Here is a 20,130-nt window from a genome sequence, read left to right as displayed (position 1 = left end):
CTTCCATGAGAAGCACGGGTGGCGGTTTCGGTTCGCCATTTCTCGATCACGAGGTCAAACCGCCTGGCGACGAAGCACAGCCCGATTGGTCGCCGCAGCTGTCGAAGCTGTTGTTCGAAAGCCCGTTCGCACGGTTGAGCCTGCCGGAGCAGGTGGCCGAGCCGATGGACGAAGCCGAGCAAGAGTGCGAGTGTGACGAATGCTGCGGCGATGCGCATGCAGAGGCAGAACTCGATGGCGACGACGAAGGGGCCTTCACTGGGCCCGCGTTCGAGGCCGAAAACCCACCTGCTCCTTTGAGCGTAGTCGACCGCGCCTGGGTGCTGGACATCGCCCGCTCGGCCATCGAGCGTCTACCTCCGGATGACCGAGAAAGGTATTTGAATACAGTCGATTGGCACAACGTCGCGTTCCCTCAAAAGGGAAAGAAAAATATCGCGGTCGAACTGTTTGCCGCGATGGCGAGGTTGACTCCCGAGCGACGTCCAAATGCGCACGGAAACCCTGATCCTCCCGATCATCCATCTACCAAGAAGGTTCTGAACACAAAGGGAGAACGTCTATTCCCGGAAGCATGTGACGCTTTCGTACGTATGCGAGAGGCGGCGGCGATCGAGGGTGTGAAGCTGATCATATCGTCGTCATATCGCACCAAGGAGCACCAGAAAGACATAGCCGCACGCCAGACCAATCGGCATGCCGCCGGAGGTCTTAGATCGGCACACGTGTACGGCTTGGCCGTCGATTTGGACATGGAGGTAGAGGGGCTCGAACCACTCAGAAACGAGACCCGAACCAATGAAAAGATGGCAATGTTGGTACGCATGTACCGCTCGCCCGTCTACAAGTGGATGATGTTGCGTGCCCGTGAATTCGGCTGGTATCCGTACCGCATGGAACCTTGGCACTGGGAGTATAATCCGTCGAGGGACTTCATGGAGCGGTACGCGGCAATTCATGGTTTGGCGGTGAAATCCAAATCGTCAGCATCCCGAGCCACGACACCGCCTGCCTCGTCACAATCGGCAGAAATGGTGCGATTTGCCCAACGCGTGCTGAGTGCCGCCGAAGGTGAAAGGCTGGCTGACGACGGCGATCTGGGCCGCATGACTCGCGCTGCCCTCGAGCGTTTTCGCACCAAATACCAGTTAGGCGCCGGTTCGGCGTTGGACACGCGCACCGCGCTCGCGCTGGCGCAACGTGCACTCGAGGAAATTGCCCAGTCCTCGATCTTTGCCAGGGTTGGCATCAGGGATTCCAACACCGACCAAGCCGTCGCTGCCTTCCGCGCGCAGCACGGCCTAGGCTTCGGTGGGCTGGTCGACGCCGCGACCCGGCGCGCACTGACCGATGCGCTCGCCGCGCGCCGAACAGTGGCAACACCCTCGTCGACGGAAATCCCTGCTTCGGTGCCAGTGGCCAACGGCGTGGGCGGCAAGCTGTGGACCTTCCACGCACAAACGCTCGCCACCCGCGTGGCGGTGTACAGCCCGCCACACGCAGCCGGGAAGGCGGAGGTCGACGTGCTGGTCTATGCCCACGGCCTGCTCAATGCCTGCAAGCGGCCAAAGAGCCTGCCCGAAGGCATGGTGACCGACAGCCCGTTCGGGCTGGGCGCGATCGTCGACGCGTCGCATCGCCCCATCGTGCTGGTAGTGCCGCTGCTCGACTGGGGCCGCCCCGGCGGCGCCCAGGCCTTCGGCAAGGACCACCCGCGCTGGAATGCACTGGCCCACCCGCAGAACCTGAACGCGCTGGTGGCCGAGGTCATGACGGAGCTGGGCCGAGTACAACCGGGCACGGGCTCTTCGCTGGGCAGCCTGGTGGTCGCTGGCCACTCGCGTGCTTACGATTTCCTGGAGCCACTGGCCGCGCTGCGCGACGACCCGCAGATGCGCCAGGGCGCGTTGGCCAGGCTCAGCGAGGTGTGGGCGTTTGACACCACCTACTCGGGCAGCGTCGACCGCTGGAAGGCATGGTTGGCCGCGCAGCCCGGGCTGCAGGTGCACTTCTTCTACCGACCCGGCACTCGCACCGAGCCGATCGGCTACGGCTTCTACAAGCGGCGCGGCAACCGCCTTTTCGTCACGCAGTGCAAGGAGGGTCACTGCAGCGTGCCCGCCAGGCGCCTGCCCGCGCTTTTGCGTGGCCTGACCTCCGATCATGAGGTGGCCGACGAGTTGGAGTTCGAGGGCGAAGAAGCCTATGCCTTCGACGAAGAAGGCCTGAGCGACGAGCTGGTGTTCGAGGCCGACAGCGAAGACGAGTTCGAAGAATTGCTTCTGTCCGACGACTTTGTCGACGAGGAAGACGAAGAAGGCGACAAGGGCGAATTCGAAGACCTGTTCGACAGCGAGGAAGCCGGCACCGACGAAGAAGTGGAATTCGAGTTCGACGAAGAAGACGCCGCCGAAGCCGAGTCGGAACTCGAAGACGAAGTCTCGGACACGGCACCCTTGCAGTTGCCCAGTGACAGCCCGGTGCCCTTTGCGCCCGAGCCTGCCAGCGGCAGCTACTGGCCTGTGAAGACCCGGCATGAGGATGCGCGTGTGGTGTCATACCAGTCGAAAAAAGGTATAACGGGCCGCAGCGGCCGCATGTTCATGGCCTCGCGCCAAGGCAAGCGCGGCGGCAAGACAGTGGCGCGCCGGCACGTCGGTGTCGACCTGTTCGCCTACCCGAACGACGAGGTCGTGGCCTGTGAGGCCGGCACCATCGTCGCCTTCTCCCATTTCTACAAGGCCAAGTCGAAGCAGGATACCTACAAGCTGATGGTCGAGCACGACGGCTCGAAGGTCGTCGTGAACTACGGCGAGGTGCGCAGCGATTCGCTCAGCGAGCACGGACTGGCCGTGGGATCGCGCGTTGTGGCTGGCCAGCCCATCGCCTTCGTCAGCGATACCGCGATGATCCACTTCGAGACCTATGTGAAAGGCTCGACCACCACCCAACGCTGGTGGAAAGACGACAAGACCGCGCCGGCCTCGCTTCTAAACCCGACGCGCTACCTGCTGTTCCTGCGCGACCACGGCCTAGTGCCGGACAGCGGCACAGTGCCGGCGGCCCCGGCCACGCCAGCGTCCGGCAGGAGTTTGGGCAGCTTCGCCAAGGCCACGGCGGAGATGGTTCGCTTTGCACAGCGCGTGATGAACGCTGTGCAGGCAGCAAAGCTGGCTGACGACGGGCAGTTCGGTCGCATGACGCAGGCGGCGGTCACCAGGTTCCGCGAAGACCACAACCTCGGCCACGGCGGCCTCGATAACGTCACGTTGCTCGCCCTAACCCAGCGCGGTCTCGAAGAACTGGCGCAGCAATCGATGTTCTCGCAACCCGGGCAGTTGGACGACCGCACGAAGCAGGCCTTGGCCGACTTCCGCTCGCGTCATGGCCTCGGTGCCGATGCACGGCTCGACGCTGCCACACGCAGTGCGCTGACGGACGCGCTGGCGCAGCGTGCACGGTGGGCGTCTGCCTCCACACCGACAACGTCATCCAACAGCCATCATCCCGCGCGCCGGAGCGGTGTGACGCCCCCAAGTGACCCAAGCGCCTACCGTCAGTTCCGCCTCACCACATACCACGTAGTCGACCAAGCCGACGAGCCGACGGGCGCGGCACGCATCCCCATTGTTGACATCAAGGGCAACACCCTCGGTGAAGGCGGCCCGGCTTTCTTCGCCAAGCTCTCGCTCGAAGGCACCGGGCGTCTGACCGATGGCCGGCTGGTCAACGTGACGGGAAAGACGGTGGCGGTGCGCCATGCCGACTACGATGACGTGCTGGCGTACCACAACAAGGCCTATGCCAAGGTCAACGAGAAACGTGCCAAGCAGGGACGCAAGCCGGTGTCGACACGGTACTCGGGCATCACTGTCAGCAGTGGTCAGGTGGTGCGCGCCTTCGCCTTTCACGTCGTCGAGCCGGCCATGCGCGGCCTCGGCTACGGCATGGCGCGTGGTGTGGCCTACGAACCATTCCGCACCTTGGCAGCCGACATCGGTACCACCAAATACGCCAACGTCGAGCCGCGCTGGAAAGGTAGGGGCGGACTGGTGCCGCCGGGTACGCAGGTTTACATCAAGGAATACGACGGCTTGCAGATCCCAGGCATCGGCATGCATGACGGCTGGTTCGTCGTCAATGACACCGGCGGTGCGATCTTCGGTGCGCATTTCGACGTGTTCACCGGCACTGAGGCCCTGCGCAGACAGGTAAAGGTGCCGGCTGTCGGGCACGTGTGGTTCGACGGCATCGACAGTCGCATTCCCAAAGGCTACACCTATGGTCTGATCGCGTAGATCACACCGTTTGCAACTGCAGGGCAGAGTCTGCTCTTCGGCAACCAACTCGACGTCCTGCTGCGCGAGGACGACTGCCGGCTCGGCGTCGGCCACGGCGCGCACAACCTAGCCATCCTGCGCCGCATCGTGCTCAACCTCGTCAAGCAGGACAAGGCATCCAAGGCCAGCATCCGCCGTAAGCTCAACCGCCTGCGCTGGAGCCCCGACAGATCAGTAGATCAGCCGGTCCGGCCGGATGTCGCGCAGGATGGTGGTGGCGATCTCCTCGATCGACTTGTGCGTCGACGACAGCCAGGAGATGCTCTCGCGCTTCATCATCTTCTCGGCTTCGGCGATCTCGTAGCGGCAGTTCAGCAGCGAGGCGTACTTGCTGCCCGGGCGGCGCTCGTTGCGGATCTGGCTGAGGCGGTCGGCGTCGATGGTCAGGCCGAAGCACTTGCGCTTGTAGGGCGCGAGCGAGGAGGGGATCGCCCCACGCTCGAAGTCCTCCGGGATCAGCGGGTAGTTGGCCGCCTTGATGCCGTGCTGCATGGCCAGGTAGAGCGAGGTGGGCGTCTTGCCGCTGCGGCTCACGCCCACCAGGATCACGTCGGCTTGCGCCAGGTTGCGCGAGGACTGGCCGTCATCATGGGCGAGCGAGAAGTTGATCGCCTCGATGCGGTCGGTGTACTCCTGGCTCTTGGCCACGTCGGAGAAGCGGCCGACGCGGTGGTTGCTCTTGACGCCCAACTCGGTCTCCAGCGGCTCGACGAAGGTGCGGAACATGTCCATTACCTGGGCGTTGCACTGGGTCTCGATGCGGGTGCGCGCCTCGTCGTTGACCACGGTGATGAAGACGATCGGGCGCTTGCCTTCCTGCATCGCGGTGGCGTTGATCTCCTCGATCACCGTCTGGGCCTTGTCGGCCGAGTCGATGAAGGGCCGCCGCACATGGCGGAACTTGGCGGGGAACTGCGCGAGGATGGAGTTGCCGAAGGTCTCGGCGGTGATGCCGGTGCCATCGGAGACGAAGAACACGGTGCGGTCGGGCATGAGACAGGTCAGGCTGACGCCTTGAAGCTGAAAACTGCCTGACATCATAGGTCGGCACCCCCGTAGAATCGCGCCCATTCGCCTGCCGACCGTCGACGCCCCCTCATGGCTCCCCACCTTCTTGCGCACGATCAACAGCCTACAAAGCGCTGGGGTGGGGTGGTGCTGTCCGCGATGCAGGCCCCGGTTTTGTTACATCACGGAGCTTTGGCATGTCTGACCTCAACCTGGCGACCGCCCTGGTCGTACCCTTTGAAAACCTGAGAATGACCGACGTCGAGACGGTAGGCGGCAAGAACGCCTCCCTCGGCGAAATGATCTCGCAGCTGGCCGCCTCCGGCGTGCGTGTGCCGGGTGGCTTCGCCACCACGGCGAATGCCTTCCGCGAGTTCCTGCAGGCCGGCGGCCTGACCGAGAAGATCAGCGCCCGCCTGGCGGCGTTGGACACGGACGATGTGCGCGCGCTCGCTGCCGCTGGCGCGGAGATCCGCGGCTGGGTGGAGGCGGCGCCTTTCCCGGCCGATCTGGAAGCGGCCATCCGCGCCGAGTTCGCCCGCCTGACCGCGGACAACCCGGGTGCGTCGTTTGCCGTGCGCTCCTCCGCCACCGCGGAAGACCTGCCCGACGCGTCCTTTGCCGGCCAGCAGGAGACCTTCCTGAACGTGGTGGGCATCGAGGACGTGCTGCACAAGATGAAGGAGGTGTTCGCGTCGCTGTACAACGACCGCGCCATCTCCTACCGCGTCCACAAGGGCTTTGCCCACGACGTGGTGGCCCTGTCGGCCGGCGTTCAGCGCATGGTGCGCTCCGACCTGGGCGCAGCCGGCGTGATGTTCACCATCGACACCGAGAGTGGCTTCCAGGACGTGGTCTTCATCACCTCCAGCTACGGCCTGGGTGAGACGGTGGTGCAGGGCGCCGTGAACCCGGACGAGTTCTACGTGCACAAGCCGGCGCTGAAGGCCGGCAAGTTCCCGGTGATCCGCCGCAACCTGGGCTCCAAGCTGCTGCGCATGGAGTTCGCGACGGCCGAGGAGAAGGCAGCCGAACCTGGTCAGGCACGCAAGCTGGTCAAGACCACCGACACGCCGCCCGAGCTGCGCAACCGCTACTCGCTGAGCGACGAGGACGTCATCGAGCTGGCTCGCTACGCGCTGATCATCGAGCAGCACTACGGCCGGCCGATGGACATCGAGTGGGGCAAGGACGGCGGTGACAACCAGCTCTACATCCTGCAGGCGCGGCCTGAGACGGTGAAGAGCCAGGCGGCCAACCAGGTCGAGCACCGCTACAAGCTCAAGGGCCACAGCACGGTGCTGGCCGAGGGCCGCGCGATCGGCCAGAAGATCGGCGCCGGCCCGGTGCGCCTGGTGCATTCGATCGTGGAGATGGAGCGCGTGCAGCCCGGCGACGTGCTGGTCACCGACATGACCGACCCGAACTGGGAGCCGGTGATGAAGCGCGCCAGTGCGATCGTCACCAACCGCGGCGGGCGTACCTGCCACGCGGCGATCATCGCCCGCGAGCTGGGCATTCCTGCCGTGGTGGGCTGCGGCGACGCGACCGAGCACCTCAAGGACGGCCAGCTGGTGACGGTGGCCTGCTCGGAAGGCGATACCGGCTTCATCTACGACGGCCTGCTGGAGATGGAGGTCAGCGAGGTGCAGCGCGGCGAGCTGCCGTATTCGCCGGTGAAGATCATGATGAACGTCGGCAACCCGCAGCTGGCCTTCGACTTCGCGCAGATGCCGAACTCGGGGGTGGGCCTGGCGCGGCTGGAATTCATCATCAACAACAACATCGGTGTGCACCCGAAGGCCATCCTCGACTATCCGAATGTCGATGCCGACCTGAAGAAGGCGGTCGAGTCGGTGGCCCGCGGCCATGCCAGCCCGCGTGCCTTCTATGTCGACAAGCTCACCGAAGGCGTGGCCACCATTGCCGCGGCCTTCTGGCCCAAACCGGTGATCGTGCGCCTGTCGGACTTCAAGAGCAACGAGTACAAGAAGCTCATCGGCGGCAGCCGCTACGAGCCCGAGGAAGAGAACCCGATGCTGGGCTTCCGTGGGGCGTCGCGCTACGTCAGCGAGGCCTTCGGCGAGGCCTTTGCGATGGAGTGCGAGGCCATCAAGCGCGTGCGCGGCGACATGGGCCTGGACAACGTCGAGATCATGGTGCCCTTCGTGCGCACCCTGAAGCAGGCCGAGCGGGTCACCACCATGCTGGCTGAGCACGGCCTGAAGCGCGGGCAGAACGGGCTGCGCGTCATCATGATGTGCGAGATCCCGAGCAACGCCATCCTGGCCGACCAGTTCCTGCAGTACTTCGACGGCATGTCCATCGGCTCGAACGACCTGACCCAGCTCACGCTGGGCCTGGACCGCGACTCCGGCATGGAGATCCTGGCGCAGGACTTCGACGAGCGCGATCCGGCCGTCAAGGCGCTGATCAGCCGGGCGATTGCCGCTTGCCGCGCGCACGGCAAGTACGTGGGTATCTGCGGCCAGGGCCCCAGCGACCATCCGGACTTCGCGCAGTGGCTGGCCGACGAGGGCATCGTGTCGATCTCGCTGAACCCGGACACGGTCATCGCCACCTGGCAGATGCTTGCGACGCGCTGAGCCTGCGTCGCTGCGGCGCCACCTCGGTGTCATTCCCGTGGTACCGAGGCGGCCGAAGCGTGAAAATCTGTGTCAGAGGAGACGCGGATGGACATGCCCGGCGCTGCTGAACGCGCACCGGTCCGGCACGACGGGCCGGCCACTGACCCCAGTGCCATGAGCGGACTGCGCAGTGGGCTGCGCCAGGGCTTCTGGCGCAGTGTGCGCCTGTGGACCGCGCTGGGCGTGGTCGGCTGGCTGGTGCTCACCTGCGGGGTGGTCTGGCTGGCGCGGGACCTGGACCGATGGACCATCGCGCAGGTGCCTGCAGGCTATTGGTGGGCTGCTCAGGGTGCGATCGGGGGCTTCCTGGTGATCATCGTGGTCTATTGCATCGTGATGGAGCGCCTGGAGGCGCAATTCGTGAATCTCGGGGGTGACGACGAGCCGTCCTCCGGATTCCCGTCTGGCGTCGCACCTCTGGCCGAACCTGGCAGTGGCCCGAAGCATGGGTGAGCAGCCCAGCGGCCCGTCCGAGGAGACGCGGGTCTTCACCCGTGTGCTGAATCGGCGCTATTCGGTCTACACCGTCGGTGCGCTGATCTTCATCGCCGCTTTGGCGCTGATGGAGCGCAAGGGCTGGCCGCGCAGCTGGATCGGCGGCACCTTCCTGATCGCCACGGTGGTGGTCTATGCGGCGATCGGGCTGCTGTCGCGCACCACCGAAGAGGCCGAGTACTACGTGGCCGGTCGGCGCGTGCCGGCGATCTTCAACGGCATGGCCACTGCGGCGGACTGGATGTCGGCCGCCTCGTTCATCGGCACGGCCGGCGTGCTCTACCTGCAGGGCTTTGCCGGGCTGGCCTACATCCTGGGCTGGACGGGGGGGTACTGCCTCGTGGCCCTGCTGCTGGCGCCCTACCTGCGGCGCATGGGCTTCTACACCATCCCCGAGTTCCTCGGCGCGCGCTATGGCGGCACGCTGCCGCGGCTGGTGGGTGTCAGCGCCGCGGTGCTGGTGTCCTTCGTCTATGTCGTGGTGCAGATCTACGGCGTCGGGCTGATCACCTCGCACCTGACGGGCTTCAGCTTCGAGATCGGCATCTTCGTCGGCCTGGGCGGCGTGTTGGTCTGCTCCTTCCTCGGCGGGATGCGTGCCGTCACCTGGACCCAGGTGGCACAGTACATCGTGCTGATCCTGGCCTACCTGACGCCGGTGGTGTGGCTGTCGATCAACCAGACCGGCAGTCCCTTTCCGCTGTTCACCTACGGCCAGCAGCTGGAGCAGGTCGGCCGGCGTGAGCAGGAGCTGTTGAACGACCCGCGTGAGCAGGCGGTGATCCAGCAACTGCGGGTGCGTGCCGAGGATGCGCAGCGCAAGCTGGCCGATGTGCGCCAGGCGATGGTCGACGACACCGAGACCATGACCGCCCAGGTGCGCGCGCTGCGCGCCGCCGATGCGCCGCTCGCGCGGGTGCAGCAGGCCGAACGCCGCCTGGCGACACGGCCACAGACCGAAGCCGATGCCAGCGCCGCCTACCGGCAGGAGCGCAACGTGGCGCAGCAGCGCGCCCAGCCGCTGGCCGGCATGCCACCGATGGCGCTGCCCCATGCCTCAGGCGATCCGCAGGGGGACGCTGCGGCCCGCCAGCAGTACGAGTCGACGCGACGCAACTTCCTGGCGCTGGTGATCTGCCTGATGCTGGGCACGGCGGCCATGCCGCACATCCTGACGCGCTACTACACCACGCCGACGGTGCTGGAGGCACGCCGGTCGGTGGCCTGGTCCCTGTTCTTCATCGCCTTGCTCTACATGGCGGCACCGGCCCTCGCGGTGATGGTGAAGTACGAGGTGTTCACCCACCTGGTCGGAACGCCCTTCGACGAGCTGCCGAGCTGGATCCGGCGCTGGTCCAAGCTCGATCCCTCGCTGGTCTCGGTGGAGGACCTCAACGGCGACGGCCTGCTGCAACTGGCCGAGCTGCACCTGGGGACCGACGTGATCGTGCTGGCCGCGCCGGAGATCGGCGGGCTGCCGCTGGTGGTGACCTACCTGGTGGCGGCTGGGGGGCTGGCCGCGGCGCTGTCGACCGCCGATGGGCTGCTGCTGACCATCTCGAACGCGCTGTCCTACGACCTCTACTACGGCATGATCAATCCGCGCGCCCCCGCGCTGCGGCGGGTGATGCTGTCGAAGTTCCTGGTGCTGGTGGTGGCGCTGCTGGCTGCCTTCCTGGCGTCGATGCGGTTTGCCGACATCCTTCAATTCGTCACGGCCGCGTTTTCACTGGCGGCCGCGGCCTTCTTCCCGGCGCTGGTGCTGGGCATCTTCTGGCGCCGCGCCAACCGCATCGGCGCCACGCTGGGCATGTTGTCCGGGCTGGCGGTCTGTGCCTGGTACATGGTGTTCAACCACCCGACGTTGCGCCAGCTCTTCGGCGTGACCCGGCCGCTGCAGGAGTGCCGCTGGTGGGACGTGGATGCGGCGGCGGCCGGTGTGTTCGGCGTGCCCGTCGGGGCGCTGGTGCTGGTCGTTGCCAGCCTGCTCACGCGCCCGCCCGGGCCGGCGCAGGCCAGGGCCGTGGAGCGCATGCGTTATCCGTCCGCCGAGCGGCCGGGGCATTGAGGCGCCAGCTGCCCCGAAGTGAGAGCAAGGTCGGCCTTGCTGCTACAATCGATGGTTTCCCTCTTGCCGCACTTGCGTCAGACGCTGCGAGGCGGCTTCCATGCCTGGAATCCACAAGGAGAGTTCATGCGTCACTACGAAATCGTGCTGCTGGTCCACCCGGACCAGAGCGAACAGGTTCCAGCCATGCTGGAGCGCTACAAGGGTCTGGTCACGGCGGCGGGCGGCAAGGTCCATCGCGTGGAAGACTGGGGCCGCATGCAGCTGGCCTACCTGATCAACAAGCTGGCGAAGGCGCACTACCTGTGCGTCAACATCGAGTGCAGCAAGGAAACCCTGGCTGAAATCGAGACCGGCTTCCGCTTCAACGATGCCGTGCTGCGTCACCTGACGGTGCGCCGCGACAAGGCCGAGACCGGCCCGTCGTCGATGATGAAGCGCGTCGAGAAGGAAGAGGCCCGCAAGTCCTCCCAGCAGCAGGAGGCGAGCGCCTGAGTGTGTGACACGCCCTGCGTCCGACCCGCTGCCAGGACCCGGTCATGAACCGAGTGCTGTTGCAGGCCCAGGTGGTCGAACGTGCGGCCCTGCGCTACACCCCCGCCGGACTGCCGGCCGTCGATGTGCGATTGGCCCATGCCTCGCAGGTCGAACATGCCGGCCAGATGCGCCAGATCTCCTGCGAGATCCACGCAACGGCCGTCGATGGGGTGGCCACGCAGCTGAACCGGATCGCGGTCGGTCAGACCGTCGATGTGGTCGGCTTCCTGGGCAAGCAGCGCAACGGTCGAGGCGTCATGTTGCACATCATCGAGCTCACTCCGCACCCCGCGTCAACAGATTGAATTCAGGAGCATTCCATGCCCCCGCCACGTGGTAAGTTTTCCAAGGACCGCAAGACCATGCGCAACCAACAGTCGCTGCTGTTCAAGCGCAAGCGTTTCTGCCGCTTCACCGTCACCGGCGTCAAGGAGATCGACTACAAGGATCTCGACGTGCTGCGTGACTTCGTCGGCGAGAACGGCAAGATCACCCCGGCGCGCCTGACTGGCACCCGCGCGATCTTCCAGCGTCAGCTGACCACCGCCATCAAGCGTGCCCGCTATCTGGCCATGCTGCCGTACAGCGACCAGCACAAGGTCTGAGGAGAGACGCCATGCAAGTGATCCTGCTTGAAAAGGTTGCCAAGCTCGGCGGTCTCGGTGACGTCGTCAAAGTCAAGGACGGCTACGCCCGCAACTTCCTGATCCCGACCGGTGCCGCACGTCGTGCCACCGAGAAGGCCATCAAGGAGTTCGAGGTTCGCCGCGCCGAGCTCGAAAAGTCCCAGGCCGAAAAGCTGGCTGCAGCCCAGGCTCAGGGTGAGAAGCTCGCGGGCAAGACCGTGACGATCGCCCAGAAGGCGGGCGTCGACGGTCGCCTGTTCGGCTCCGTCACCAACGCCGACATTGCCGAAGGCCTGAAGGGCCTGGGCGTCGAGGCCGTGAAGTCCCAGGTTCGCCTGCCGAACGGCCCGATCAAGGCCGTGGGCGAGCACGAAGTGGCTGTTGCCCTGCACCACGACGTGGTCGTGAACGTCGTCGTGGCGGTGATCGCCCAGGCGGGCTGACCGCAGCGCACTCACCTGCGCAGCACCCACAAGGCCGGCATTGCCGGCCTTGTTCGTTTTGGGCGCACCACTTTTCCACCGTGGCTGCACCGGTTCTCCACGGGCTGTCGACAGGGTTGTCCACAGCGGTCCGCCTTGTGACGGTCGTGGACGGTGCGTTGTCCCGTGGATTTCCACAGCCCTGTGCACAGCTGCCGCGCCGGGCAGCTCCTATGATCGACGCATGTCTGCCCTGTTCTCTGCCACGCCACCGATCCCCGCCCGCGATGACGAGGTCGCGCGGCTGCGCATCCCGCCCCATTCGGTCGAGGCTGAACAGAGCGTGCTGGGTGGCCTGCTGCTGGACAACAGCGCGTCCGATCGTGCTGGCGACCTGCTCAGCGACTCGGACTTCTACCGCTACGAGCACCGGCTGATCTACAGCGCCATGATGGGCTTGATCGGTGCCAACAAGCCGGCCGATGTCATCACTGTCTACGAGCAGTTGCAGAGCCTGGGCAAGGCGGAGGAAGTGGGCGGCCTGGCCTACCTCAACGCCCTGGCGCAGAGCGTGCCGAGTGCGGCCAACCTGCGCCGCTACGCCGAGATCGTGCGCGAGCGGGCGGTGCTGCGCAAGCTGGTGGCGGTGAGCGACGAGATCGCCACCAACGCCTTCAACCCATTGGGGCGGCCTGCCAGCGAGATCCTGGACGAGGCCGAGGGCAAGATCTTCAAGATCGGCGAGGAAGGGTCGCGCAACCGCCAGGGCTTCCACTCGATGGATTCGCTGGTGGTCGAGCTGATCGACCGTGTCCAGGAACTGGCCGAGAACGGCGCGGGCGACGTGACCGGCGTGCCCACCGGCTTCTACGACATGGACCGCATGACGGCGGGCCTGCAGCCGGGCGACCTGATCATCCTGGCCGCGCGTCCCTCGATGGGCAAGACGGCCTTCGCGCTCAACATTGGTGAACACGTGGCCGTCAACGAACAGCTGCCCGTGGTGGTGTTCTCGATGGAAATGGGTGCTTCGCAGCTGGCGTTGCGGATGGTGGGTTCGCTCGGTCGCATCGACCAGCAGCACCTGCGCACCGGTGCGCTGCGCGATGAGGAATGGGGGCGCCTGTCCGAGGCGGTGGACAAGCTGCGCAACGTCAGCCTGTTCATCGACGAGACGCCGGCCTTGAACCCGGCCGAATTGCGCGCGCGCGCGCGTCGCCAGGCGCGCCAGTGCGGCCGGCTCGGCTTGATCATCATCGACTACCTGCAGTTGATGAGTGGCTCGGCCAGTTCCAGCGGTGAAAACCGCGCCACCGAGATCTCGGAGATCTCGCGCGGCCTGAAGGCCCTGGCCAAGGAGCTGCAATGTCCGGTGATCGCGCTGTCGCAGCTGAACCGCTCGGTGGAGCAGCGCACCGACAAGCGCCCCATGATGAGCGACCTGCGGGAATCCGGCGCCATCGAGCAGGATGCCGACGTGATCATGTTCATTTACCGCGACGAGTACTACAACAAGGAATCGAAGGAGCCAGGCGTGGCCGAGATCATCATCGGCAAGCAGCGTAACGGCCCGGTGGGGACCGTGAAGCTGGCGTTCCTGCGCTCGCACACGAAGTTCGAGAACCTGGCGCCCGGCAGTTTCGGCGGCAGTGAATACTGACCGATCGCGGCGGATTTGCGGGTTGGTGCAGGAAATGAAAAGGGGCCCGGCAGGCCCCTTGGTCATTCGGCGGTGGGTTGAACGTCAGTCGCGCTCGCCACCGAAGATGCCCAGCAGCGCCAGCAGGTTCTGGAAGATGTTGTACAGGTCCAGGTAGATGGCCAGCGTGGCGCTGATGTAGTTGGTCTCGCCGCCATCGATCACGCGCTTGATGTCGTAGAGCATGAAGGCCGAGAACAGGCCGATGGCGATCACCGACAGCGTCAGCATCAGCGCGCTGGACTGCATGAACACGTTGATCAGACCGGCCACCAGCAGCACGATGGCGCCGACGAACAGGAACTTGCCCATGCCGCTCAAGTCGCGCTTGATGACGCTGGCCAAGCTGGCCATCGCAAAGAACACACCGGCCGTGCCGCCAAAGGCCAGCATGATCAGCGAGCCGCCGTTCTTGAAGCCCAGCACCATCGCCAGCAGGCGCGACAACATCAGGCCCATGAAGAAGGTGAAGGCCAGCAGCACGCCGACGCCAGCGGCAGAATCCTTGGTCCGCTCGATCGCGAACATGAATCCGAACGCGCCACCCAGGAACAGCATCAGCGACAGGCCGGTGCCCATCGTCGTCATGATGCCGGTGGTGACGCCCACCCAGGCCCCGAGGACCGTGGGCACCAGCGACAGCGCCAGCAGCCAATAGGTGTTGCGCAGCACGCGGTTGCGCTGCGCGGCCAGCGCGCCTGAACCGGAGACACCGGGAAAGGTGTGCAGGCTTTGACTCATGTGCAGATCTCCGTGGAGGATGAAAGGGTGCAGGCTCAGATCCTGCTATCGGATTCTAGTTCCGAGAGGTCTCGTCTGGCCTGAGGGATGTCCTGCCCAGAGCGCGGCGGGCCGCTCATCGGGCGTGCGGCCAGTGGGTCTTTCCCGCCTGACCGCGGGAAGGGGAAACCCGCGGTCGGTTATAATTCGCAGGTTTGCCCATTCACTGCGCCGCCTAGCGAACTCGCCTTCGAATCCACTCGGACTCGACCTGACGGTGTGCCACGGATCCATGGTCCTTGGCACCCGGCCGGCGGTCAGGCCGGGCGCGCCATTACCGGAGTTCCCGTGCTGCCCGTCCTGCCTCCCGCTCTTCTCGCACTCGCAGACGGCACGGTCTTTCAAGGCACTTCGATCGGCGCTGCCGGTCGCACGGTCGGCGAGGTGGTGTTCAACACCGCGCTCACCGGCTACCAGGAAATCCTCACCGACCCGAGCTACTGCCGGCAGATCGTGACGCTCACGTATCCGCACATCGGCAACTACGGCGTCAACGTGCAGGACACCGAAGCCTCGAAGGTCCATGCCGCCGGCCTGATCATCAAGGATCTGCCAGTTCGCTCGTCCAACTTTCGCCAGAGCCAGACTCTCAGCGAGTACCTCGTGGCCGAGGGCACCGTGGCGATCTCGGACCTGGACACCCGCCGCCTGACCCGGATCCTGCGTACCGGTGGCGCACAGAACGGTGCGATCGTGGCCTACCCGGTGGGCACCGAGGTCACCCCCGCGATGAAGGACGAGGCTGTGGCGCTGGCCCGTTCGGCGCCCAGCATGGCTGGCCTCGACCTGGCCCAGGTGGTCACGCGCGACGAGCCCGAGGTCTGGACCGAGACGGAGTGGAAGCTCGCCGGCGCGGACGGCCTGCCCGGCTTCGGCCAGGTGACCGATGCGGCCTTCCACGTGGTGGCCTATGACTTCGGCGTCAAGCGCAACATCCTGCGCATGCTGGCCGAGCGCGGCTGCAAGGTCACCGTCGTGCCGGCCAGGACGCCGGCGGCCGAGGCGCTCAAGCACCGCCCCGATGGCATCTTCCTGTCCAACGGCCCCGGCGACCCGGAGCCCTGCGACTACGCCATCGCCGCTGCCCGCGAGCTGATCGAGACGGGCATCCCGACCTTCGGCATCTGCCTGGGTCACCAGATCATGGCCCTGGCCTCTGGCGCCAGGACCTTCAAGATGAAGTTCGGCCACCACGGGGCGAACCACCCGGTCAAGGATCTGGACAACGGCCGCGTGTCGATCACCAGCCAGAACCACGGCTTCGCGGTGGATGCCGCCACGCTGCCGGCGAACCTGCGTGCCACGCACGTCAGCCTGTTCGACGGCACGCTGCAGGGTCTGGCACGGACCGACAAGCCCGCTTTCTGCTTCCAGGGCCACCCGGAAGCGTCCCCGGGGCCGCACGACATCGCCTACCTGTTCGACCGGTTCACCGACCTGATGGCGCAGGCCAAGGCCTGACACAGACCGGCAACAGACTGGCACGCGGGGCAGCATGTTCGGCATCACCGACCTTGGCACCTACCTGCTCGGCACGATCGCGATCGTGCTGCTGCCGGGACCGAACTCGATGTTCGTGCTCTCGGTGGCGGCGCGCTGCGGCGTGCGCGCGGGCTACGCCGGTGCGGCCGGGGTGTTCGTCGGGGATGCGGTGCTCATGCTGCTGACTGCGCTGGGGGCAGCGTCGCTGTTGCGCGCGGTGCCGGCGCTGTTCATCGTCATCAAGGTGGTGGGTGCGGGCTACCTGACCTGGGTCGGGCTGGGCCTACTGCGCAACGCCTGGCAGCGCTGGCGCGGCGAACTCCCGCCTGCTCATCCCGATGCCGCCGAGGATCTCGCGCGGCCGTTTCGCAAGGCGCTGACGATCAGCCTGCTCAACCCGAAGGCGATCCTGTTCTACGTGTCCTTCTTCATCCAGTTCGTCGATCCGGCCTACGCCTGGCCGGGACTGACCTTCCTGGCCCTCGGGGCCATCGCGCAGATCTGTTCGATGGTCTACCTCTCCGTGCTGATCGTCGCTGGCGCTCGCCTGGCTGCCGCCTTCGTTGCACGGCGCCGCACCGCAAGTGCGGCCACCACGGGCATTGGCGCCCTGTTCCTCGGCTTTGGCGCCAAGCTCGCCACGGCCAGCCTCGGCTGAGCCCCGCCCGATTCAAGATAAAGACAAGACCATGCCCAAGCGTTCCGACCTCAAGAGCATCCTCATCATCGGTGCCGGCCCGATCATCATCGGCCAGGCCTGCGAGTTCGACTATTCCGGCGCCCAGGCCTGCAAGGCGCTGCGCGAGGAGGGCTACAAGGTCATCCTGGTGAACTCGAACCCGGCCACGATCATGACGGACCCGGCCACGGCCGACGTCACCTACATCGAACCCATCACCTGGCAGGTGGTCGAGAAGATCATCGCCAAGGAGCGTCCGGACGCGATCCTGCCGACCATGGGCGGGCAGACCGCATTGAACTGCGCGCTCGACCTGCACAAGCACGGTGTGCTGGCGAAGTACGGCGTCGAGATGATCGGCGCGAACGAGCACGCCATCGAGAAGGCCGAGGACCGCCTGAAGTTCAAGGACGCGATGACCTCCATCGGTCTGGGCTCGGCCAAGTCGGGCATCGCGCATTCGATGGAGGAGGCCTGGGCGGTGCAGAAGTCCATCCAGGCCGAGATTGGCGGCTCGGGCTTCCCGATGGTGATCCGCCCCAGCTTCACGCTGGGCGGCACCGGCGGTGGCATCGCCTACAACCCGGAAGAGTTCGAAGAGATCTGCAAGCGCGGCATCGACCTCTCCCCGACCAACGAGCTGCTGATCGAAGAGTCGCTGATCGGCTGGAAGGAGTACGAGATGGAGGTGGTCCGCGACCGTGCGGACAACTGCATCATCGTCTGCTCGATCGAGAACCTCGACCCGATGGGCATCCACACCGGTGACTCCATCACCGTGGCGCCGGCCCAGACGCTGACGGACCGTGAGTACCAGCTGCTGCGCAATGCCTCGATCGCGATCCTGCGCGAGATCGGCGTGGACACCGGCGGCTCGAACGTGCAGTTCTCGATCAACCCGCGCGACGGCCGCATGGTGGTGATCGAAATGAACCCGCGCGTGTCGCGCTCGTCCGCGCTGGCTTCCAAGGCCACGGGTTTCCCGATCGCCAAGATCGCCGCCAAGCTGGCGGTGGGCTACACGCTCGACGAGCTGAAGAACGACATCACCGGTGGCGCGACCCCGGCGTCCTTCGAGCCCTCGATCGACTACGTCGTCACCAAGATCCCGCGCTTCGCCTTCGAGAAGTTCCCGGCGGCCGACCCGCACCTGACCACGCAGATGAAGTCGGTGGGCGAGGTGATGGCCATGGGCCGCACCTTCCAGGAGTCCTTCCAGAAGGCGCTGCGCGGCCTGGAGACCGGCATCGACGGCCTGACCGAGCGTTCGACCGACCGCGAGGAAATCGTCGAGGAGATCGGCGAGCCCGGTCCGGAGCGCATCCTCTACGTCGGCGACGCCTTCCGCATCGGCATGTCGCTGGACGAGATCTTCGAGGAAACCGCGATCGACCCGTGGTTCCTGGCGCAGATCGAGCAGCTGATCCAGGTGGAGCAGTCGCTCAAGGGGCGCCAGCTCGATGGTCTGACCGCGCAGGAGCTGCGCTTCCTGAAGAAGAAGGGCTTTTCCGATCGCCGCCTGGCCAAGCTGCTGGGCACCGACCAGCACGCCGTGCGTGCACTGCGGCACGCGCTGGGCGTGCGCCCGGTCTACAAGCGGGTGGACACCTGTGCGGCGGAGTTCGCCACCCAGACCGCCTACCTGTACTCCTGTTACGAGGGTGAGGACGGCGAGTGCGAGGCCGCTCCGTCGGACAAGAAGAAGATCATGGTGCTGGGCGGTGGCCCGAACCGCATCGGCCAGGGCATCGAGTTCGATTACTGCTGCGTCCACGCTGCCCTCGCCATGCGCGAGGATGGTTACGAGACCATCATGGTCAACTGCAACCCGGAGACGGTGTCCACCGACTACGACACCAGCGACCGCCTGTACTTCGAGCCGGTGACGCTGGAGGACGTGCTGGAGATCGTTGCCAAGGAGCAGCCGCTGGGCGTGATCGTCCAGTACGGCGGCCAGACGCCGCTGAAGCTGGCGCTGGACCTGGAGCGCAACGGCGTGCCCATCATCGGCACCACGCCGGACTCGATCGACATCGCCGAGGACCGCGAGCGCTTCCAGCAGTTGCTGCACACCCTGGGCCTGAAGCAGCCGCCCAACCGCACCGCGCGCACCGAAGACGCCGCGATGGCGATGGCCCACGAGATCGGCTACCCGCTGGTGGTGCGCCCGAGCTACGTGCTGGGCGGCCGGGCGATGGAAATCGTCCACGGCGACAAGGACCTGGAGCGCTACATGCGCGAGGCGGTGCGCGTCTCCGACAAGTCGCCGGTGCTGCTGGACCGCTTCCTGGACGATGCGGTCGAGGTGGACGTCGACTGCATCAGCGATGGGGTCGACACCATGATCGGCGGCATCATGGAGCACATCGAGCAGGCGGGGGTGCACTCCGGCGACTCGGCCTGCTCACTGCCGCCGTACACCCTGTCGGCCGCGCTGCAGGACGAGCTGCGCCGCCAGACCGCGCTGATGGCCAAGGCGTTGAAGGTGGTCGGCCTGATGAACGTGCAGTTCGCCATCCAGGGCGACGTGACGAAGGGGCTGGACGCCTGCACCGTCTACGTGCTGGAGGTGAATCCGCGTGCCTCGCGCACCGTGCCCTATGTGTCCAAGGCCACCGGCCAGTCGCTGGCCAAGATCGCCGCGCGCTGCATGGCCGGCCAGAAGCTCGCCGAGCAGACCGGCCTGGGCGGCAAGGCGCCGCACGAGGTGGTGCCGCCGTACTTCAGCGTCAAGGAAGCGGTGTTCCCCTTCAACAAGTTCCCGGGTGTGGACCCGATCCTCGGCCCGGAGATGCGCTCCACCGGTGAGGTGATGGGCGTGGGCAGCACCTTTGGCGAGGCGATGCACAAGAGTCAGTTGGGCGCGGGCACGCGCCTGCCGACAAAGGGCAATGTGGTGATCTCGGTGAAGGCCAGCGAGCACGCTCGGGCCGCTGTGGTCGCGAAGACCCTGCATGCGCTGGGGTTCGGCATCGTGGCGACCAAGGGCACTGGCGTGGCCATCGCGGCGGCCGGCGTGCCGGTGAAGTTCGTCAACAAGATCAAGGACGGACGCCCGCACATCGCCGATCTGATCAAGGCCGGTGAGGTGCAGTTGGTCTTCACCACCGTGGACGAGACCCGTACCGCGATCGCCGACTCGCGCTACATCCGCACCGCCGCGCTGGCCAACCGGGTGACCTACTACACCACGATGGCCGGTTGCGAGGCAGCCACCGAGGCGCTCCAGCACCAGGCCGACCTGTCGATGGGGCTGTCGGTGCTCTCCCTGCAGGAATTGCACGCCGAACTGCACTAAACTGCGCGCCGTTCCGATTCCGCCGCCTGCCCCTGCCGTTGTGCCGGG

The 20,130-nt window shown here is 65.9% G+C and carries 14 protein-coding genes; 12 read left to right on the top strand and 2 right to left on the bottom strand.

Going from position 1 to position 20,130, the window contains the following annotated elements:
- Window positions 1-5: 5 nt before the first annotated feature.
- Complete coding sequence (locus NGK70_RS18390) at window positions 6-4,298, top strand: D-alanyl-D-alanine carboxypeptidase family protein (protein ID WP_251969937.1); 4,293 nt, start codon at window positions 6-8, stop codon at window positions 4,296-4,298.
- Window positions 4,299-4,511: 213 nt separating this feature from the next.
- On the opposite strand, the gene ppsR is transcribed toward NGK70_RS18390, so the two are convergent.
- A complete protein-coding gene (ppsR, locus tag NGK70_RS18385; protein ID WP_251969936.1) occupies window positions 4,512-5,333 on the bottom strand; it encodes a posphoenolpyruvate synthetase regulatory kinase/phosphorylase PpsR in 822 nt (273 codons plus the stop codon).
- A gap of 212 nt (window positions 5,334-5,545) precedes the next feature.
- On the opposite strand from ppsR, the gene ppsA reads away from it, so the two are divergent.
- The 8 genes from ppsA to dnaB all read left to right on the top strand — a co-directional run bounded on the left by ppsA (window position 5,546) and on the right by dnaB (window position 13,804).
- Complete coding sequence (gene ppsA, locus NGK70_RS18380; protein ID WP_251969935.1) at window positions 5,546-7,954, top strand: phosphoenolpyruvate synthase; 2,409 nt, start codon at window positions 5,546-5,548, stop codon at window positions 7,952-7,954.
- Window positions 7,955-8,041: 87 nt separating this feature from the next.
- A complete protein-coding gene (locus tag NGK70_RS18375; RefSeq protein ID WP_251969934.1) occupies window positions 8,042-8,449 on the top strand; it encodes a DUF4212 domain-containing protein in 408 nt (135 codons plus the stop codon).
- The gene (locus NGK70_RS18370; protein WP_251969933.1) at window positions 8,442-10,559 is read left to right on the top strand and encodes a sodium:solute symporter family protein; all 2,118 of its coding nucleotides are present in this window, start codon (window positions 8,442-8,444) and stop codon (window positions 10,557-10,559) included. The genes NGK70_RS18375 and NGK70_RS18370 overlap by 8 nt, the downstream gene beginning before the upstream one ends.
- Window positions 10,560-10,685: 126 nt before the next feature.
- On the top strand, window positions 10,686-11,054 hold the full coding sequence (gene rpsF, locus NGK70_RS18365; RefSeq protein ID WP_251969932.1) for a 30S ribosomal protein S6: 369 nt from the start codon (window positions 10,686-10,688) through the stop codon (window positions 11,052-11,054).
- Between the two features lie 44 nt (window positions 11,055-11,098).
- Window positions 11,099-11,401 (top strand): primosomal replication protein N, encoded by a 303-nt coding sequence (priB, locus tag NGK70_RS18360; RefSeq protein ID WP_251969931.1) that lies wholly within the window; start codon window positions 11,099-11,101, stop codon window positions 11,399-11,401.
- A gap of 15 nt (window positions 11,402-11,416) precedes the next feature.
- Window positions 11,417-11,701 (top strand): 30S ribosomal protein S18, encoded by a 285-nt coding sequence (gene rpsR, locus NGK70_RS18355; protein WP_251969930.1) that lies wholly within the window; start codon window positions 11,417-11,419, stop codon window positions 11,699-11,701.
- Between the two features lie 11 nt (window positions 11,702-11,712).
- Entirely contained in the window at window positions 11,713-12,165 is a 453-nt protein-coding gene (gene rplI, locus NGK70_RS18350) for a 50S ribosomal protein L9 (protein ID WP_251969929.1), read from the top strand.
- Between the two features lie 223 nt (window positions 12,166-12,388).
- A complete protein-coding gene (dnaB, locus tag NGK70_RS18345) occupies window positions 12,389-13,804 on the top strand; it encodes a replicative DNA helicase (RefSeq protein ID WP_251969928.1) in 1,416 nt (471 codons plus the stop codon).
- Window positions 13,805-13,888: 84 nt separating this feature from the next.
- Here the strand turns inward: dnaB and NGK70_RS18340 are convergent, their stop codons facing one another.
- Window positions 13,889-14,584: a Bax inhibitor-1/YccA family protein gene (locus tag NGK70_RS18340; RefSeq protein WP_251969927.1), complete on the bottom strand. Its 696-nt coding sequence runs from the start codon at window positions 14,582-14,584 to the stop codon at window positions 13,889-13,891.
- A gap of 327 nt (window positions 14,585-14,911) precedes the next feature.
- Between NGK70_RS18340 and carA the strand changes: the two genes are divergently transcribed.
- From carA to carB, 3 genes are read left to right on the top strand one after another with little or no spacing between them, the layout of a single operon-like run.
- Window positions 14,912-16,084: a glutamine-hydrolyzing carbamoyl-phosphate synthase small subunit gene (gene carA, locus NGK70_RS18335; RefSeq protein ID WP_251969926.1), complete on the top strand. Its 1,173-nt coding sequence runs from the start codon at window positions 14,912-14,914 to the stop codon at window positions 16,082-16,084.
- A 34-nt stretch (window positions 16,085-16,118) separates the two neighbouring features.
- The gene (gene leuE / locus NGK70_RS18330) at window positions 16,119-16,763 is read left to right on the top strand and encodes a leucine efflux protein LeuE (RefSeq protein ID WP_251969925.1); all 645 of its coding nucleotides are present in this window, start codon (window positions 16,119-16,121) and stop codon (window positions 16,761-16,763) included.
- A gap of 31 nt (window positions 16,764-16,794) precedes the next feature.
- On the top strand, window positions 16,795-20,082 hold the full coding sequence (carB, locus tag NGK70_RS18325) for a carbamoyl-phosphate synthase large subunit (RefSeq protein ID WP_251969924.1): 3,288 nt from the start codon (window positions 16,795-16,797) through the stop codon (window positions 20,080-20,082).
- The last annotated feature ends 48 nt before the right edge of the window (window positions 20,083-20,130 follow it).

It is taken from the genome of Sphaerotilus microaerophilus, from assembly GCF_023734135.1.
In the GTDB taxonomy this organism is placed as follows: domain Bacteria; phylum Pseudomonadota; class Gammaproteobacteria; order Burkholderiales; family Burkholderiaceae_C; genus Sphaerotilus; species Sphaerotilus microaerophilus.
The sequence above is the reverse complement of the archived record's forward strand: the minus strand, read 5'-3'. Positions and strand labels throughout refer to the sequence as shown.

Excerpts from the sequence above, each read along its gene's own strand:
- rpsF (WP_251969932.1), top strand. The coding sequence starts at position 10,686 with ATGCGTCACTACGAAATCGTGCTGCTGGTCCACCCGGACCAGAGCGAA.
- NGK70_RS18390 (WP_251969937.1), top strand. The coding sequence starts at position 6 with ATGAGAAGCACGGGTGGCGGTTTCGGTTCGCCATTTCTCGATCACGAG.
- NGK70_RS18340 (WP_251969927.1), bottom strand. The coding sequence starts at position 14,584 with ATGAGTCAAAGCCTGCACACCTTTCCCGGTGTCTCCGGTTCAGGCGCG.
- dnaB (WP_251969928.1), top strand. The coding sequence starts at position 12,389 with ATGTCTGCCCTGTTCTCTGCCACGCCACCGATCCCCGCCCGCGATGAC.
- leuE (WP_251969925.1), top strand. The coding sequence starts at position 16,119 with ATGTTCGGCATCACCGACCTTGGCACCTACCTGCTCGGCACGATCGCG.
- NGK70_RS18375 (WP_251969934.1), top strand. The coding sequence starts at position 8,042 with ATGGACATGCCCGGCGCTGCTGAACGCGCACCGGTCCGGCACGACGGG.
- ppsR (WP_251969936.1), bottom strand. The coding sequence starts at position 5,333 with ATGCCCGACCGCACCGTGTTCTTCGTCTCCGATGGCACCGGCATCACC.
- priB (WP_251969931.1), top strand. The coding sequence starts at position 11,099 with ATGAACCGAGTGCTGTTGCAGGCCCAGGTGGTCGAACGTGCGGCCCTG.
- rpsR (WP_251969930.1), top strand. The coding sequence starts at position 11,417 with ATGCCCCCGCCACGTGGTAAGTTTTCCAAGGACCGCAAGACCATGCGC.
- carB (WP_251969924.1), top strand. The coding sequence starts at position 16,795 with ATGCCCAAGCGTTCCGACCTCAAGAGCATCCTCATCATCGGTGCCGGC.
- NGK70_RS18370 (WP_251969933.1), top strand. The coding sequence starts at position 8,442 with ATGGGTGAGCAGCCCAGCGGCCCGTCCGAGGAGACGCGGGTCTTCACC.
- ppsA (WP_251969935.1), top strand. The coding sequence starts at position 5,546 with ATGTCTGACCTCAACCTGGCGACCGCCCTGGTCGTACCCTTTGAAAAC.
- rplI (WP_251969929.1), top strand. The coding sequence starts at position 11,713 with ATGCAAGTGATCCTGCTTGAAAAGGTTGCCAAGCTCGGCGGTCTCGGT.